Raw genomic sequence first — 14,346 nt, 5'->3', positions numbered from 1 at the left:
GATGCCCCCCCGGGGGGCATTCCCGGCGGGGGGGGGGCGGGCGCCGCTGGCCCCCGCCCCGCGCCACCGTCCCACTCAGCTCAGCAGCGCGCGCATCTCGGTGATCTCGGCCTGCTGACCGTCGATCACCTTCTGTGCCAAGGCTTTCACCTCGGCGTCGCTACCCTGCTGCAACGCGGTCTTCGCCATCGCGAGCGCGCCTTCGTGATGCTTGACCATCATTTCCAGCCACTGCTTGTCGAACGCGGCGTCCTTGGCCTTGCCGAGTTCGGCGAGATCGTCCTCGGTCATCATGCCGGACATCGAGCCGTGCGCGGAGTGGCCGCCCGACGGCGCCACTCCCCAGCCCTTCAGCAAACCGGTCAGCTGCTGGATTTCCGGGTCCTGCGCCTGCTTGATCCGCGCGGCGAGGTCGACGACCTTCGCGTTGCGGGTGCGGCCGTCGACGAGCTTCGCCATGGTGAGCGCCTGCTCGTGGTGCGGGATCATCCCTTGCGCGAACGTGACGTCGGCCTGGTTGTGCCCGGCCTGCGCGGGATCCGGCGCCTTCATCGTGGACATGTCGTGCCCGCCGGACGCGGTGTCCGAGCTCGCGCAGCCGGTGAGCACGGCGAAGGAGGCCAGGGCGGCAAGGGCCGCCCCGACCAGTTTCCTGCTGGTCATGGTTGTTCCTCAGGTCGTTTTCGGGCAGGGCGAGACGAACTCGCCTGTCACACCCGCGACACGCAGAGGAACGACAATCTCTCCGGTACCGGTCTCCAGCGCGGCGGATCACGGCCCGAAGCCGCACCGCCGCCAAGCCGAGACTTCCACGGCGCCACCGTCCGTCCATTCCGGACGAGCAGCCAGGTGACGATCAGCAGCACGGCCGCGGCGAGCACCGCGAGACACAGGTGCAGTCCACTGTGTCCACCGCCGTCGTGCGAAGGCGTATCCGCGCAACAGGGATCGGCCATCGCGACGGCGGCGGTCTCGTGTCCCGCGCCGTGACCGGATCCGGCGGTGACGTGATGCATGCCGACCAGTCCCAGCGCCACCACGCACAACAACAGCCACCGCAAGGCGGCCGGGTACGAGGACTGGGTCACGGCTCCACCGTAGCCGGATTCAGCGCGCCGCCGGCCGGTGGGGTTTCCCGGCCGAATGCAGGGCGGGGATGTCGCGATCGATGTGGTCGGCGTGGAACAACGCCTGCGCGAGCAGGCCGCGGACGTGGTCGTTGGCCGCCGAGTAGTAGACGAACGTCCCTTCGCGGCGGCCTTTGACCAGCCCCGCGAGCCGCAGTTTCGCGAGATGCTGACTGACCGCCGTCGGCGCCGCCCCCGCCAGGTCCGCGAGACACGCGACCGAGGACTCGCCTTGCAGCAGCGCCCAGAGGACCTTGACCCGCGTCGGATCCGCGAGCAGCCGGAACGTCTCCGCGGCCAGGTGGACCTGCTCCTCGGTGGGCATCTCGAAATCCGGGACCGACTCGTGCATGCCGGGAGGATACCCGCTACCCTTCTGCCTGCGTATCTGCATGACTGCGCATGTAGTGAACCAAGGAGGCGGGAAATGACCGGACACGGCCATGGACACAGTCACGGCCAGCAGCCGCGGAAGGGCCGCCTCCGCCATCTCCTGACCCCGCACAGCCACGACAGCGCCGACCGCGTCGACACCGCGCTGGAGACCAGCAAACGCGGCGTCCGGACGCTGATCTGGTCGTTCGCCGCCCTGTTCGTCACCGCCGTCGCCCAGCTCGCGCTCGTGCTGGTCACCGGGTCGGTGGCGCTGCTCGGCGACACGATCCACAACTTCGCCGACGCGCTGACCGCGGTCCCGCTCGGCATCGCCTTCCTGCTCGGCCGCCGCGCCGCGACCCGCCGCTACACCTACGGGCTCGGGCGTGCCGAAGACCTCGCCGGTGTGCTCGTCGTGCTGCTCATCGCCGCTTCCGCCTTCCTCGCCGGGTACGAGTCTGTCGAGCGGCTGCTCGATCCTCGCCCCGTCCGGCATCTGTGGGTGGTCGCCGCGGCGGGTGTGATCGGCTTCGCGGGCAACGAACTCGTGGCCCGCTATCGCATCACCGTCGGCCGCGAAATAGGGTCCGCCGCGCTGGTGGCGGACGGCTTGCACGCGCGCACGGACGGCTTCACTTCACTCGCGGTCGTGCTCGGCGCCGTCGGCGTCGGGCTCGGTTTCCCGCTGGCCGACCCGATCATCGGCCTCGCCATCACGGTCGCGATCCTGTTCGTCCTGCGCGACGCCGCCAAGGAGGTCTTCCGCCGTCTGATGGACGCCGTCGACCCGGCCGACGTCGATCGCGCCGAACGCGCGGCCGCCGAAGTCCCCGGCGTGCTCGGTACGCGGGACCTGCGGATGCGCTGGATCGGGCACAGCCTCCGCGCGGAACTGGCCGTGTCGGTCGAGTCCGGGCTGACCGTCACCGAGGCACATCACCTGGCCCATCGTGTCGAGGACCGGCTGCGAGAGGTCCTGCCGCGGCTCGCGGAGGCGGTCGTGCACACCGAACCGGCGCACGCTCATGAGATCGTCAGCGGGTGACGCCGTCCGACAACGACATCCGCGCCGTCCGCGCCCACGCGCAGCTGCTCGGCGCCCCGGCCGCCGACGTTGTCGCCGTGACCCGGTCGGTCGCCGCGATCCAGGCGCAGTCGAGTCCTGCCGCCAGGCTCGCGATCCGCGCCCGCAGCCGGGGCCTGACCGCGCCGGACGTCGACATGTCCCGGGCCGTCTCGCGCACCTGGCTGATGCGCAAGACGCTCCACCTGGTGCCGACGGCGGACCTCCGCTGGCTGAACCGGCTGTTCGGTCCGCGCAACGCCCAGGCGGGGCAAGGACGCCGCAGACAGCTGGACCTCACCGACGAACTCTGCGAGCGCGCGTTGGAGCGCCTCCAGGATCTCTTGCCCGGCAAGGCACTCACCCGCCGCGAGATCCTGGACGGCTTGGCGGCCGACGGCGTCGTCCTCGACGCGAAGTCCCAGGCGCCGGCCCATCTCCTGGCGTACGCGGCCAACCGCGGCCTGCTCTGCCGAGGCCAGGACGACGGCGCGGAACCGACGTACGTACTCCTCGACGAGTGGACCACCGGGGATCACACCCCGGACGAACCTCTCGCGGAACTCGCCCATCGGTATCTGTCCGCGTACGGCATCGCGACCGTCGAAGACTTCGCCGCCTGGTCCGGGCTCCCGCTCGGTCTGTGCCGCAAGGGTTTCGACGCGCTGGATCTCGTGCCCGCCGGCGGCGGCTTCGCTCTCTCGGAGACCGGGCTGTCCGCTTCCCCGTGTCCCCCGTGCCTGCTCGGCGCCTTCGACACCTACCTGCTGGGCTACCGCGACCGCGATCTGCTCCTCGACCCGGCCGAAGCGAAGCGCGTCAACGCCGGTGGCGGGATGATCGCGCCCACCGTGCTGGTCGACGGCAGGATCGCCGGAACCTGGACCACCAAGCGGACCGCGAAGCAGACGAAGGTCGTCGTCGAGCCCTTCGCCACGCTTTCGCGGGCCGCCATCTCCGGACTGGAGTCCGAAGTGGACGATTACGGCCGCTTCCTCGGGGAAACGGCCGTCCTCGTCATTTGAGGGACCGGAAGAACTCCCGCACGTCCGCGACCAGGATCTCGGGCTCCTCCATCGCCGCGAAGTGGCCACCGCGATCGACGTCGGTCCACCGCACGATCGTGTGCGCGTCCTCCGAATACCGCCGGATCCCGACGTCGTGCGCGAAGATCAGCGCCGCCGTCGGCACGCCGGAATTCTTCTCGACCGCTCCCCAGGTTTCCGCCTGCGCGTAGCCGACGTACGCGGACGAAGCCGCCGTGCCGGTGAGCCAGGTGAACATGACGTTGGTCAGCAACCGGTCCCTGCCGATGATCTCCTCGGGCAGCGTCGGGCGCGGATGCGTCCACTCGCGGAACTTGTCCATGATCCAGGCCAGCTGCGCGATCGGAGAGTCCACGAGCCCGTAGCCCAGTGTCTGCGGCCGCGTCGACTGGATCGCGATGTACCCGAACTCCTCCCGCATGAAAGCCCCGATCCGCCGGACGCGGTCGCGTTCGAGGTCGGTCAGCGAAGCGAGTTCCTCCTCCGACAGCGACATCGGGGGCATCGGCGTCAGCCCGCCGTTGACGTGCACGCCGATCACCTTGTCCGGCGCGAACCGGCCCACCTCCGGTGACACGGAAGCACCGAGATCACCACCCTGTACGCCGTAGCGTTCGTAGCCGAGCCGCCGCATCAGCTCCGCCCAGGCGCGGCCGATCCTCGGCATGGTCCAGCCGGAATCCGAGACAGGGCCGGAGAAACCGAAGCCGGGCAGCGACGGGATCACGAGGTGGAACGCGTCAGCCGCGTCGCCCCCGTGCGCTTTCGGGTCGGTGAGCGGACCGATGACGTCCAGGAATTCCACGACCGAACCCGGCCAGCCGTGTGTGAGGATCAGCGGCGTCGCGTCGGCTTCGGGCGAGCGGACGTGCAAGAAGTGGATGTTCTGCCCGTCGATCTCGGTGGTGAACTGGGGGAAGCGGTTGATCTCGCGTTCGGCCTCGCGCCAGTCGTAGCCGTCGCGCCAGTATTCGGCGAGTCCGCGCAGCCACGCCACCGGCACTCCGGTGTCCCAGCCGTCGCCGGGCAGCGGAGCCGGCCAGCGCGCGCTGGCGAGCTTCGCGTGCAGGTCGTCCAACTGCTCCTGGGGGACGTCGACGCGGAAGGGGCGGATCTCGGTGTTTTCCATGACGCCTAAGCTACGAGCCATTGCGGACAGGTTCGGTCCTCGATCGGGAGGACTTCCCGGATACGGGAGGATGCGCGGGTGACGGACAAGTACTTGGCGTACGGCAGGCTCATCCGCGACGGGAAGTTCCTGTTCATCCGGCGGCGGCCGGGGTCCTTCCTCGACGGGAACTGGGAACTGCCGGGCGGGACCGTCGAGCCGGGCGAGCGGCCCGCCGAGACCGTGGTCCGCGAGTTCGCCGAGGAGACCGGTCTGACCGTCCGGGTCACCGGCGAACGCGGCACCCACAGCTGGGACGACGTCGAGGGCAGGCCGATGCGGATCCATGCCACGGTGTACACGCTCACCGAAGAGGAACCGGGCGAAGTCGTGCTCGATCCCGAGGAGCATGACGCCTTCATCTGGTGCACCCGGGAAGAAGCCGCGGAGCTCGGCCTCGCGGCGCACTTTCGCGAAGCACTCGAGGGCTGATTCCGGGACCCGTCCCGAATGGACCGCTCTACGCTGCCCCGATGCTCCGACGCGCCTTGGCATCGCTCGCCGTTCTCGCCCTGGTGGCGGGTTGCGGTCCGGACGCGCCCGAGCCCCCGAAACCCGCGGACGGCGCCGATCTGGCCGCCTGTGCCGACGGTCTCTGCGAAGTGAGCGCGCGGGTGGGCGCCAAAGTGGCGCTTCCCGAGCGGACCAACGTCGAATCCGTCACCGTGCAGGCCGTCGACGCCGGGACCGTCATGCTGATCGCCAAGGGCATCGGGAAGAGACAGGGCGGATCCTGCTCCGGCAAATGCGAGGCCTCGGGCACGGGCAAGGACTTCAAGGCCAAGTTATGGACGGGCAGCGAGCTGACCTACAACGACCTCGCGATCAAACTCCTCGGCGTGGGCGGCGGCGCCGCCGTCCTCAAGTTCACGCCGCAGTGACCTGGTCCGCTCCGCCCAGCGAACGGCGGGTGTGGTGAGCGTGCCCGCCAGCAGGAACAGCCCGCCCAGCACCACCCAGCCGAGCGCGCCGCCCACCAGGATCAGACCGGTCAGCAGGACCGGGCCGAGCATGCGGGCGACGGCCGTCCCGGCACCGAAAAGTCCCTGGTACTGGCCCTGCTTGCCCTCAGGAGCCAGGCCGAACCCGATCTCCCACGAGCCCGCCGCCTGCGCCATCTCCCCCACCACCTGCAACGCGGCTCCCGCGAGCAGGACCAGCGCCGCCGTCCAAGCGGAACTGCTCATGGCGGAGAACGAGAAGATCAGGCAGGAGAAGAAGAGGAGCAGTCCCGCGTACCGGGCGTAGCGTGAGGCGCTGCGCAGACCGGTCACGCCACGCGCCACCCGCACCTGGAAGACGACCACACTCGCCGTGTTGAGCACCAGCATCGCCGAAACCAGCCAGCCGGGGGCCGCGGTCCTGGTCGAGATCCACAGCGGCAGGACCAGGCTGAACAGCGGCATGTAAAGCAACATGACCATGTTGAGCAGCGCCAGCAAGGCGTACGGGCGGTCGCGGAGAACCGCCACGGACGGCTCTCCGGTCTTCACGGGCACCGGCGACACCGAAGGCACCTTGCGAAGGACGAGAGCCGCGACGACGAACGCCAGCGCGTCGATGACGAAGACGGTCAGGAAGGCTTCGCGTGTCCCGAGTGCCAAGGCGACCCCGCCGAGTGCCGCGCCGATCGCGATGCCCGCGTTGGACATCGCCTGCAACCGGGCACGGAACGTCGTACGTTCGGCCGGGTCGATCAGGCCGGCCAGCAACGCCTGCCTCGCCGCGCCGAGACCGCATTGGAAGCAGGCGTAGACGCAGGCCGCGATCACGAACGCGATGGCCGAGCCGACGAACAGGAACGCCGTGACCGAGGCGGCGGTGCCGAGTCCCAGGAAAACGGCCGTGCCCTTCGGCCCGCGACGGTCCGCCACGTGTCCCAGCGCGACGCCGGCCACCGAGCCGACCGCCCAGCCCACGGTGAGGCCGAGGCCCACCTGCGCGGGCGAAAGCCCGACGATCAGCGTGAAGTATAGGGCCGAGCCGACGTAGTAGGCGCCGTCGCCGACGGAGCTGATCAGCTGGGCCAAGGCCAGTCTCTTCGTGGACTCCATGGACTCAAGTTAGGCGCCGGATTGGCCACATCCCAGCTCCAATGCCGTGCATTTCGATTGGGCCAATATAGGCTCGCGGCGTGCCGTTCCACATCAGCCTCGACGGTCATACCGACCTGGCCGCGCGGATCTACCGCCAGCTCCGCGACGGTATCCTCGACGGTCGCCTGCGCTCCGGCGAACGCCTGCCGCCGACCAGGGAACTGGCCCGCGAGCTCGACGTATCGCGCAACACCGTCGCGGTCGCCTACGAACGGCTCACCGCGGAGGGCTTCCTCGAAAGCCACGTCGGACGCGGGACGTTCGTCAGCGCCGATCCCGTGGCACGGACGACGCGTGCCGCGCCGTCGGGCACCGGGGTGCGGCCGATCGCCCGCTGGCGATCGCTTCCGGCCCCGCTCGGCGACGACCGGCCCGCTCCTGACTTCGACTTCCGCGTCGGCGTTCCGGATCCCGCCCTCTTTCCGCTGCGGACCTGGCGGCGGCTGGTCAGCCAGGCACTGCGCCCTTCGTTGCTGCCGCCTTCGGGATACGCCGACCCCGCCGGACTCGAAGCGCTGCGGGTGGCGATCGCCCGGCACATCGGCGCTTCCCGGTCGGTGCGCGCCGGAGGCGAAGACGTCCTGGTCACCCAAGGCGCGCAACAGGCCCTCGACCTGATCGGTCGCGTGCTGATCGAACCCGGAACGCGGGTCGCCGTCGAGGATCCCGGCTATCCCCCGGCCGAGCGGCTCTTCACGGCTCTCGGCGCCCGGGTCGTGAAAGTGCCGGTGGACGCCGAAGGCCTCGATGTCACCGCCCTCGTCAAGGGCACCCGCCTGATCTACACGACGCCGTCGCACCAGTTCCCGCTCGGCACGCCGATGTCGCTCGCCAGGAGGACGGCGTTGCTGGCGTGGGCGGAACGGAACGACGCGGTGATCGTCGAGGACGATTACGACAGTGAGTACCGGTTTTCGGATCGGCCGCTCGAACCGCTCCAGAGCCTGGACCGCGACGGCAGGGTGCTCTACGTCGGGTCGTTCTCGAAAACCCTGCTTCCGTTGCTGCGGCTGGGTTTTCTCGTCGCGCCCGCGTCGCTTCGACCGGCGCTGCGGCAGGCGAAGCAACTGATGGACTGGCACGGTGACCTCGTCACGCAGGCGGCGTTGGCGAGCTTCATCGACGAGGGCCTGCTCGCCCGTCACGTACGCAAGGCGACCAGGGAGTATTCGGTGCGGAGAGAACGGATCCTGGCTTTCGTCCACGGCGAACTGCGGGACGTGCTGGAAGTCGTCCCGTCGAGTGCCGGGCTTCATCTGTGCGCTTTGGTCCATCCACATGCGACGGTCACTGTCGACAGTGTCGTCGCGGAAGCGGCGCGGGCCGGAGTGGCGGTCGAGTGCCTGTCCGCGTACGGGGGAACGCGCGACGGACTGGTGATCGGTTACGGGCTGGTCGGTTCCGATCGGATCGACGAAGGGCTCTCTCGGCTCCGGGGCTGCTTTTCGGCTGCCGGGGTGTCCTGACAGGTGGATTCAGCGCACTTCGGGTCTTGAACGGTCCTTTCATGGGATCCGACCGCCGCGGGGCGCCGGAAACTGTCGTACCCCGGTGGTCTCCTCTTCACAGGCGACAACGGGCCCGGCCGGGCCCGAGCGCATAGCGAGGAGGAAGTCCCATGGCCGGAGAAACGGTGCTCACGGTGATCGGCAACCTGACGACCGATCCGGAGCTGAGGTTCACCCCGTCGGGAGCGGCGGTCGCGAACTTCACGGTCGCGTCGACGCCGCGCGTCCTGGACCGCGCGAGCGGGGAATGGCGCGACGGCGACCCGATGTTCCTGCGTTGCTCGCTGTGGAAACAGGCCGCGGAGAACCTGGCCGAATCACTCACCCGGGGCACCAGGGTGATCGTGCAGGGCAGGTTGAAACAGCGATCGTTCGAGACCAAGGAAGGCGAGAAACGCACGGTGGTGGAACTCGACGTCGATGAGATCGGCCCGTCCTTGCGCTATGCCAAGGCGAAGGTGAGCAAGGCGGGCCGGAGTTCGGGTGGCGCCCCGTCGGACGGCGCGTGGGAGCGAACGCCCGTGACGGCGGGGAGTCCGGAGCCTCCTTTCTGACCCCACGGCGCGCGCGGCCGGGGTCAGGGTGGCGGAATGGCCACTGAAACCCTGGAAAACGTCGAGGGCCGCGACATCGGTTCCGGCGTCTCGATCATCCGCGAACGCACCGACGTCGACGGTTCCGGACCGAGGCTGCACCAGCATCCGTACCGCGAGACGTTCGTCATCATCCGCGGCCGGGCCAGGTTCACCATCGGTGACGACGAACGCGAAGGAGGAGCGGGCGAAGTCCTGGTCGTTCCCGCGGACACTCCGCACAAGTTCGCCGTTATCGGTCCGGAAACCTACGAGGCCGTCCACATCCACGAAAGCGACCGGTTCGTCACCGAGTGGCTCGAATAAATTCTGTCGGCCGCAAGAAAACCCTTTCCCGGGCTAGAATCCGACGACGTGCTCGTGGTCGGCGGGCACCCGAGGCGACGGGAACCGGGAACTGTGACCGACGTGGCGGACCGCAGCGGTGACGAAACCCGCCAGGTGGACAGGTTCGATCAGCGACGTGCGCAGCTGGCGATGTCGGCGCTGGTCACGTTGTCCGAATTGGGCTACGCGCGCACGAGCCTGCGGGAGATCGCGCAGAACTCCGAGTTCTCCCACGGAGTACTGCATTACTACTTCCGGAACAAGGCCGAGCTGATCACCTACTGCGTCAAGCAGTACAAGGCCGAATGCGTCACCCGGTACGACCGGATAGTCGAGACTTCGGAGACCGCCGAAGAACTGAAGCTGGCCTTCGGCGCCGCGACGGCGAGCACGTTGCGCGAGAACGCCCGGCTTCATCGGCTCTGGTACGACCTGCGCAACCAGAGCCTGTTCGAAAAGCTGTTCCAGACCGATGTGCTCGCCATCGACGAGACACTCGAACTGATGATCTGGCGAGTCGTGTCCCGGTACGCGGAACTACTGGGCAAGCCGTTGGATCTCGCCCCGTCGACGACGTACGCGCTCTTCGACGGCCTGTTCCAGCAAGGGCTGCTGAAACACCTCGCCGGCCGGGAGGACGCGGCGAGGTGCCTTCAGGACTCGGTGGGGCAGGTGCTGGCGCGGCTTTTCACCACTTGACGGTCGGATACCAGATGACGCCGGTCCGGCCGAGCACACGCAGATCCCAGTACAGCAGTGTGAACGTGCCGGCGACCATCAGCGCGGCGCCGGTCACCACGGCGATCCTGGCGGGTTTCGCGAGCATCCACCGCTGCAACCGCCCGCCCGTGCCGTGGGTGAGCAGCAGGAACAACAACGCCATGACCAGGATGTTGCCGACCGATTGGAGGGCGAACGCGGCGGCACCGTAGAAGACATTGTGGCTTTCGGCCGCGCTGCGGAACATCATCCGGAACAGCGGGAACGGCCTGCCGATCAGGAACCCGCCGATGAGCGCGCCCATCAGGACGAGCGGCGCGTGCGGGAACCGGCGGGTGAGCCCGGCGATCGGGTTGCGGACGATACCGACGGAAGCCAGCCCCAGCACGATGAACACGATCCCGATCACGCCGTAGACGATCATCGACTGGATGTTCCGCGGGGTGAGGCCGCTCGGCGACGAAGCGGTCGAGAACTGCGGCATCCGCGTGCCGACGAGCGCGACGATCACGCCGTACACCACGGAAACCGTCAGCATCCCCGTCGCGATCCAGCCCAGCGGCTTCAAGGTGTCGACGAACTTCGGCCGCCCGGAGGTCTCTCCGCCGACAAGCGGGGCGACAGCACCGAAGGCTGCGATGTTGCACGCGGTGAAGGTTCCGGCGAGTCCCGAGACGAACGCGAAGAGCGTCCCGGCGAGGACACCGCCGATCGGGGTCTCCTTGGCGTTGTGCCCCAGGAGGGTGTTGGCGACACTGTCGCCGATCACACTGTCCACAAAGGGCGCGGACCAGATGATCGTCAGCACGAAACCGGCGAGGACGGACCAAGCCACCACTCGCCACCGATACTCCGGATACGGTCCGGAACCGAGGAAATTCGCTTGTGGGGTAACGGGAACGCGTTCGGTGACGGACATTCGTTCCTCCAGCGGCCGATGGTTCCCCCTGGTGCTCATCGTTGTTCCGCCGTCGAGAGGGCGCCACCTCCAAAGTGCCGATCTTTCGTTGGGCCGACCGGCTCCGGGCAATCCGGATTCACCGGTCCGGCGGGTGTCTCCGAGGGAGCCGATACGCTAGGCGCACACGGTGGCCCAGAACGGATCTTCGCCTCTCGGCATTCGCCGCCGAACTCCGCCAATCGCCGTAGTGGCGCCGGCCATGGACGTCCGAAGACCCGCCGGCGGCCTTGATCCGAACGGAGCCGTGAATCCATGAGTGGCCCGATTCCCAAAGCCGACGCGGTCCGGACCGCATCGACCCGGCTGCGAACCAGGACCGGACCCGCGATCGTCGACGCCGCGCTTCACACGGCCTGCTCGCGGAACGGCTCCCCGGCCGTCAGGAGCTCGCCTCGCTCTACGCCGCCGACGTCGGCGAACGCCGCGAGCGGTGGTGCCGCTGTGAGACCGGATCCACGAATGGCTCGGGGCGACGCTCACGGTGATCAGTTCCGCGGTGATGGACCAGGTCTACGTCACCGACCACCTCCCCGAGTCCGGGGCGTCGGCGGAACTGGAGACGTACGAGACGCATCCCGGAGGGAAAGGCCTCGTCCGCGCCGTGACGAACGCACGGATGGGCATGAACGTGCAGCTCATGACCGCGATCGGGAACGACACACCGGGCCGGGAGCTGACCGGCTACCTGGATCGTGAAGGGCTGAGCACGGAGCTGGTCAAGATCACACCGAACGCGATGTCACCGGTCGTGGCGGTGCTCATGCCCCTCCCGGATGGGGAAGGTACCTCTCGTGGATGAACCGGAAACGGGTCCGCCTGGTCCCCACTGACTTTCACACCGCGAGATTACGGAGCGCGCTCGAATCGTCGGATGCGGTCGTGCTCACCTTCGAACAGCCACTCGACACCACCGGCGCCACACTGCGCGCGGTGCGCGGATCGGAGAACAAACCTCTCGCCGTCGTCCGGCCGTCTCCTCCGGTGAAGAATCCCAGGGCGCTTTATGACCATTTCAAGGGCATCGACTTCTTGATCGGCACCCGCCGGGAGCTTCGGAAGCCTACGACAGCTGAGCACCGAAGAACTGGCGTCCGGCTTGCGCCGCCATGAGCGCTTCGCAGTCGTCCGGCGGCGCCGCCGATTCGATACCCGACGTCCACAAAGCCGAGCGGGTCGTCGAGGCGAGAGTGGAACGTGACCGGATATCCCCGAAAAGCTGAAAGCTCCGCAGTCTCGTGGGATCATCGACGGACGTGACAGACACTTGATCCGGCACTGACCGGCTACTGCTCCTGCGGAGGACGATGGACTTCGACGAGGTCGCGGACGAGCTCTACGCCGGCGATCCGGCCGAGTTCGTACCGGTGCGCAACCAGCGGGCGAAAGAGGCCAAGGCCGCGGGTGAAGCCGCGCTGGCCGAGCGGATCCGCGCGCTCCGGAAACCCACCCTCGCGGCCACGATCCTCAATCGCCGGGCTGGCTCCCCGGAGCTGGCGGAGCTGGCCAGACTGGGTGACGACCTGCGCAAGGCGCATTCGGCGCTGGCGGGCGCGGAACTGCGCAAGCTCACCCGGCGGCGTCAGGAACTGGTGAACCGGATCCTCCAGGGCGAGCGCTCGATGAGCGAGCCTGTCACCCGCGAAGTCGAAGCGACCCTCGAAGCCGTCGTGGCCGATCCCGAAGTGGCCGCGCTGGCTCTGGCCGGTCGTCTGAGCAGCGGCGCCGACAGCACCGGCGACCAGTGGCTGACCACCGGGTTCATCCCGCGGCCGAAGCGCGAGAAACCCGCGCCGGAGCGGGAAAAGCCCGCCACCGTGTCGCATTTGGACGACCGGCGGAAAGCGAAGCGCGAAGCCGCCGAAAAGGCCGAGCAGGAGCGGATCGCCAAGGCCCGCGAAGAGGCCGAACTCGAACAGAAACGACTTGCGGAGTTCAATCGACTCCGGCGCGAGGCGGCCGATCTCGTGAAGGCCTGCAAACAGGCCGAAATCGACCTCGCCCGCGCCGAGCGCCGCACCGAGAAAGCCACGGAGAAGGCGAACGAGCTCCGGCGGCGGCTCGCCGACGCCGAACTCGATGAAGAGAGTGCGAACGACGAGACCACCGCCGCGCAGACCGTCTTGGACGATCTGCGCGCCGAAGCGGAACGGATCGACGAGGCGCTCAAGCAGTTCTAGGCGGGCTGACGTTCGCGGGCCCGTGTCGCGGTCACCCGGCGTCCATGAGCCGTCTTCCCGCCGGGCTTGTACACCGAAAGCACGGTCATGGTCAGGTACATCGTCGAGGACACGATGATCGGATAGAACCCGTCCACCCGGCGGCCCGCCGGTACCAGCACACCATCCATAGTGGACTCGGCCGCCGCCGCCAGCTCACGCAGCCCCGGCAGCAGGGAGAACAGCGTCAACCCGGTCGCGATCAGGGTCAGGACGAGCTTGATCGCGACCCACTTGTACCGGACCAGTCCCCATTTCGTGCCGACGCTGAGCACGATCCCGCTGACCAGGGCGGTCAGGCTCACCGGCACCAGGAGGTAACCGCCGATCTGGTCCATCATCAAGATCGCCGCGTGCTGACGCCGGGCGTCTTCGGTGAACACGGAGGTGAAGGTCAGGACCGCGTTCACCAGGGTGATCCCGAGCCAGCCGAGCGACGAGACGACATGGACGACGAGGACGAACTTCCGCCACCGCGGGCTGAGCGTCATCGGCGGTCGCCGCACTGTGGAGGTACTCATGCGCCCAGTTTTCCGGCGGGCGAGGCTTCCGTCGTCCGTCGAGGAGCGGCACCTCGGCTACGTATCGCGCAGTACGAGCCCTCGGAGGTACGCGGCCTGCCCGGCGTGCTGGAGGTCGTCGGAAAGCACACTGACCAGGCGAACGCCGAGGGTGACGGGCGGGTCCCAGGCGTCGTCGACGATCCGGTCGAGGTCGTCCTCGCCGAGGCCCGCGGCCCAGGCCGCCGTCGCTTCGTGCACCGCGTCGTAGTACCCGGTCAGCAGGTCGGCGGAGTCGACCCGGACCGCGTCGACGTCCTCGGGACGGTGCCCGTAGCCGATGTCGGCCGCGGGGAACGGCAGGGCGAACCGGTCCAGCCAGCCCTGCGAGGTCCAGAGCTGCTCGGTGCCCATCAGGCCGGCGATGTGATCGTCCTGCACCCGGGTCAGATGCCAGACCAGCCAGGCGATCGTGTTCGCGCCCGGTGCCGGGCTCCAGGCCAGCTGCCCGGCGTCGAGGTCCTCGACGGATCCGTGCACGACCTCCTGGACGCGGCCGAATCCGTCGGCCACCACTTCGGCCAGTTTCATCGATTCCCCTTCCGGTGTGTCCCGTCCACGATGCCACCGCGAGGTGACCCCTGCC

At 68.6% G+C, this 14,346-nt stretch carries 19 protein-coding genes; 11 read left to right on the top strand and 8 right to left on the bottom strand.

Annotation, left to right across the window (positions count from 1 at the left end; genetic code table 11):
* Nucleotides 1-75: 75 nt before the first annotated feature.
* The 3 genes from ACFWMR_RS14520 to ACFWMR_RS14510 are packed head-to-tail and all read right to left on the bottom strand — an operon-like array spanning nt 76 to nt 1,479.
* Entirely contained in the window at nt 76-663 is a 588-nt protein-coding gene (locus tag ACFWMR_RS14520) for a DUF305 domain-containing protein (RefSeq protein ID WP_378378676.1), read from the bottom strand.
* 47 nt (nt 664-710) lie between these two features.
* A complete protein-coding gene (locus ACFWMR_RS14515; protein WP_378378675.1) occupies nt 711-1,088 on the bottom strand; it encodes a DUF6153 family protein in 378 nt (125 codons plus the stop codon).
* Between the two features lie 19 nt (nt 1,089-1,107).
* Nucleotides 1,108-1,479 (bottom strand): ArsR/SmtB family transcription factor, encoded by a 372-nt coding sequence (locus tag ACFWMR_RS14510; RefSeq protein WP_093936292.1) that lies wholly within the window; start codon nt 1,477-1,479, stop codon nt 1,108-1,110.
* Nucleotides 1,480-1,554: 75 nt separating this feature from the next.
* On the opposite strand from ACFWMR_RS14510, the gene ACFWMR_RS14505 reads away from it, so the two are divergent.
* Both ACFWMR_RS14505 and ACFWMR_RS14500 read left to right on the top strand, forming a co-directional pair.
* A complete protein-coding gene (locus ACFWMR_RS14505; protein WP_378378674.1) occupies nt 1,555-2,547 on the top strand; it encodes a cation diffusion facilitator family transporter in 993 nt (330 codons plus the stop codon).
* A complete protein-coding gene (locus tag ACFWMR_RS14500; RefSeq protein WP_378378673.1) occupies nt 2,544-3,590 on the top strand; it encodes a winged helix DNA-binding domain-containing protein in 1,047 nt (348 codons plus the stop codon). The genes ACFWMR_RS14505 and ACFWMR_RS14500 overlap by 4 nt, the downstream gene beginning before the upstream one ends.
* On the opposite strand, the gene ACFWMR_RS14495 is transcribed toward ACFWMR_RS14500, so the two are convergent.
* On the bottom strand, nt 3,583-4,740 hold the full coding sequence (locus ACFWMR_RS14495) for an epoxide hydrolase family protein (protein WP_378274860.1): 1,158 nt from the start codon (nt 4,738-4,740) through the stop codon (nt 3,583-3,585). The genes ACFWMR_RS14500 and ACFWMR_RS14495 overlap by 8 nt on opposite strands.
* A gap of 78 nt (nt 4,741-4,818) precedes the next feature.
* Here ACFWMR_RS14495 and ACFWMR_RS14490 point away from each other — a divergent pair, with 78 nt between their 5' ends.
* Together ACFWMR_RS14490 and ACFWMR_RS14485 are read left to right on the top strand one after the other, a co-directional pair.
* Nucleotides 4,819-5,211 (top strand): NUDIX hydrolase, encoded by a 393-nt coding sequence (locus ACFWMR_RS14490; protein ID WP_378378672.1) that lies wholly within the window; start codon nt 4,819-4,821, stop codon nt 5,209-5,211.
* Nucleotides 5,212-5,252: 41 nt separating this feature from the next.
* Nucleotides 5,253-5,660, top strand: a complete 408-nt coding sequence (locus ACFWMR_RS14485) for a hypothetical protein (protein WP_378378671.1) — start codon at nt 5,253-5,255, stop codon at nt 5,658-5,660.
* Here ACFWMR_RS14485 and ACFWMR_RS14480 read toward each other — a convergent pair.
* Nucleotides 5,565-6,833 (bottom strand): MFS transporter, encoded by a 1,269-nt coding sequence (locus tag ACFWMR_RS14480; RefSeq protein ID WP_378378670.1) that lies wholly within the window; start codon nt 6,831-6,833, stop codon nt 5,565-5,567. The two genes, ACFWMR_RS14485 and ACFWMR_RS14480, sit on opposite strands and share 96 nt — an antisense overlap.
* 80 nt (nt 6,834-6,913) lie before the next feature.
* On the opposite strand from ACFWMR_RS14480, the gene pdxR reads away from it, so the two are divergent.
* From pdxR to ACFWMR_RS14460, 4 genes are all read left to right on the top strand, one after another.
* Entirely contained in the window at nt 6,914-8,341 is a 1,428-nt protein-coding gene (gene pdxR, locus ACFWMR_RS14475; RefSeq protein WP_378378669.1) for a MocR-like pyridoxine biosynthesis transcription factor PdxR, read from the top strand.
* A gap of 152 nt (nt 8,342-8,493) precedes the next feature.
* Nucleotides 8,494-8,937, top strand: a complete 444-nt coding sequence (locus tag ACFWMR_RS14470) for a single-stranded DNA-binding protein (RefSeq protein WP_093936299.1) — start codon at nt 8,494-8,496, stop codon at nt 8,935-8,937.
* Nucleotides 8,938-8,973: 36 nt separating this feature from the next.
* Nucleotides 8,974-9,282 carry a cupin domain-containing protein gene (locus ACFWMR_RS14465; RefSeq protein WP_378378668.1) on the top strand — a complete coding sequence of 103 codons (309 nt, stop codon included), beginning with the start codon at nt 8,974-8,976 and terminating at the stop codon, nt 9,280-9,282.
* Nucleotides 9,283-9,375: 93 nt separating this feature from the next.
* On the top strand, nt 9,376-10,002 hold the full coding sequence (locus ACFWMR_RS14460; RefSeq protein WP_378274869.1) for a TetR/AcrR family transcriptional regulator: 627 nt from the start codon (nt 9,376-9,378) through the stop codon (nt 10,000-10,002).
* On the opposite strand, the gene ACFWMR_RS14455 is transcribed toward ACFWMR_RS14460, so the two are convergent.
* Complete coding sequence (locus tag ACFWMR_RS14455; protein WP_378378679.1) at nt 9,992-10,942, bottom strand: hypothetical protein; 951 nt, start codon at nt 10,940-10,942, stop codon at nt 9,992-9,994. The two genes, ACFWMR_RS14460 and ACFWMR_RS14455, sit on opposite strands and share 11 nt — an antisense overlap.
* 523 nt (nt 10,943-11,465) lie before the next feature.
* Between ACFWMR_RS14455 and ACFWMR_RS14450 the strand changes: the two genes are divergently transcribed.
* The 3 genes from ACFWMR_RS14450 to ACFWMR_RS14440 all read left to right on the top strand — a co-directional run bounded on the left by ACFWMR_RS14450 (nt 11,466) and on the right by ACFWMR_RS14440 (nt 13,161).
* A complete protein-coding gene (locus ACFWMR_RS14450) occupies nt 11,466-11,783 on the top strand; it encodes a PfkB family carbohydrate kinase (RefSeq protein WP_378378667.1) in 318 nt (105 codons plus the stop codon).
* Entirely contained in the window at nt 11,780-12,094 is a 315-nt protein-coding gene (locus tag ACFWMR_RS14445; protein WP_378378666.1) for a hypothetical protein, read from the top strand. The genes ACFWMR_RS14450 and ACFWMR_RS14445 overlap by 4 nt, the downstream gene beginning before the upstream one ends.
* Before the next feature lie 194 nt (nt 12,095-12,288).
* Entirely contained in the window at nt 12,289-13,161 is an 873-nt protein-coding gene (locus ACFWMR_RS14440) for a hypothetical protein (RefSeq protein WP_378378665.1), read from the top strand.
* Here the strand turns inward: ACFWMR_RS14440 and ACFWMR_RS14435 are convergent.
* Together ACFWMR_RS14435 and ACFWMR_RS14430 are read right to left on the bottom strand one after the other, a co-directional pair.
* Entirely contained in the window at nt 13,158-13,721 is a 564-nt protein-coding gene (locus ACFWMR_RS14435; protein WP_244199814.1) for a hypothetical protein, read from the bottom strand. The two genes, ACFWMR_RS14440 and ACFWMR_RS14435, sit on opposite strands and share 4 nt — an antisense overlap.
* Nucleotides 13,722-13,778: 57 nt before the next feature.
* Nucleotides 13,779-14,291 carry a mycothiol transferase gene (locus ACFWMR_RS14430; RefSeq protein WP_378378664.1) on the bottom strand — a complete coding sequence of 171 codons (513 nt, stop codon included), beginning with the start codon at nt 14,289-14,291 and terminating at the stop codon, nt 13,779-13,781.
* Between the last annotated feature and the right edge of the window lie 55 nt (nt 14,292-14,346).

The organism is Amycolatopsis thailandensis (genome assembly GCF_042723255.1).
GTDB lineage: Bacteria > Actinomycetota > Actinomycetes > Mycobacteriales > Pseudonocardiaceae > Amycolatopsis > Amycolatopsis thailandensis.
Note: the sequence above shows the minus strand (reverse complement) of the source record. Positions and strands in the feature narration are given on the sequence as shown.

Bases quoted from the DNA above. Each gene is read 5' to 3' on its own strand.
- ACFWMR_RS14435 (WP_244199814.1), bottom strand. From the start codon at position 13,721: ATGAGTACCTCCACAGTGCGGCGACCGCCGATGACGCTCAGCCCGCGG.
- ACFWMR_RS14430 (WP_378378664.1), bottom strand. From the start codon at position 14,291: ATGAAACTGGCCGAAGTGGTGGCCGACGGATTCGGCCGCGTCCAGGAG.
- ACFWMR_RS14455 (WP_378378679.1), bottom strand. From the start codon at position 10,942: ATGTCCGTCACCGAACGCGTTCCCGTTACCCCACAAGCGAATTTCCTC.
- ACFWMR_RS14445 (WP_378378666.1), top strand. From the start codon at position 11,780: ATGAACCGGAAACGGGTCCGCCTGGTCCCCACTGACTTTCACACCGCG.
- ACFWMR_RS14440 (WP_378378665.1), top strand. From the start codon at position 12,289: ATGGACTTCGACGAGGTCGCGGACGAGCTCTACGCCGGCGATCCGGCC.
- ACFWMR_RS14510 (WP_093936292.1), bottom strand. From the start codon at position 1,479: ATGCACGAGTCGGTCCCGGATTTCGAGATGCCCACCGAGGAGCAGGTC.
- ACFWMR_RS14465 (WP_378378668.1), top strand. From the start codon at position 8,974: ATGGCCACTGAAACCCTGGAAAACGTCGAGGGCCGCGACATCGGTTCC.
- ACFWMR_RS14485 (WP_378378671.1), top strand. From the start codon at position 5,253: ATGCTCCGACGCGCCTTGGCATCGCTCGCCGTTCTCGCCCTGGTGGCG.
- ACFWMR_RS14470 (WP_093936299.1), top strand. From the start codon at position 8,494: ATGGCCGGAGAAACGGTGCTCACGGTGATCGGCAACCTGACGACCGAT.
- ACFWMR_RS14505 (WP_378378674.1), top strand. From the start codon at position 1,555: ATGACCGGACACGGCCATGGACACAGTCACGGCCAGCAGCCGCGGAAG.
- ACFWMR_RS14495 (WP_378274860.1), bottom strand. From the start codon at position 4,740: ATGGAAAACACCGAGATCCGCCCCTTCCGCGTCGACGTCCCCCAGGAG.
- ACFWMR_RS14480 (WP_378378670.1), bottom strand. From the start codon at position 6,833: ATGGAGTCCACGAAGAGACTGGCCTTGGCCCAGCTGATCAGCTCCGTC.
- ACFWMR_RS14520 (WP_378378676.1), bottom strand. From the start codon at position 663: ATGACCAGCAGGAAACTGGTCGGGGCGGCCCTTGCCGCCCTGGCCTCC.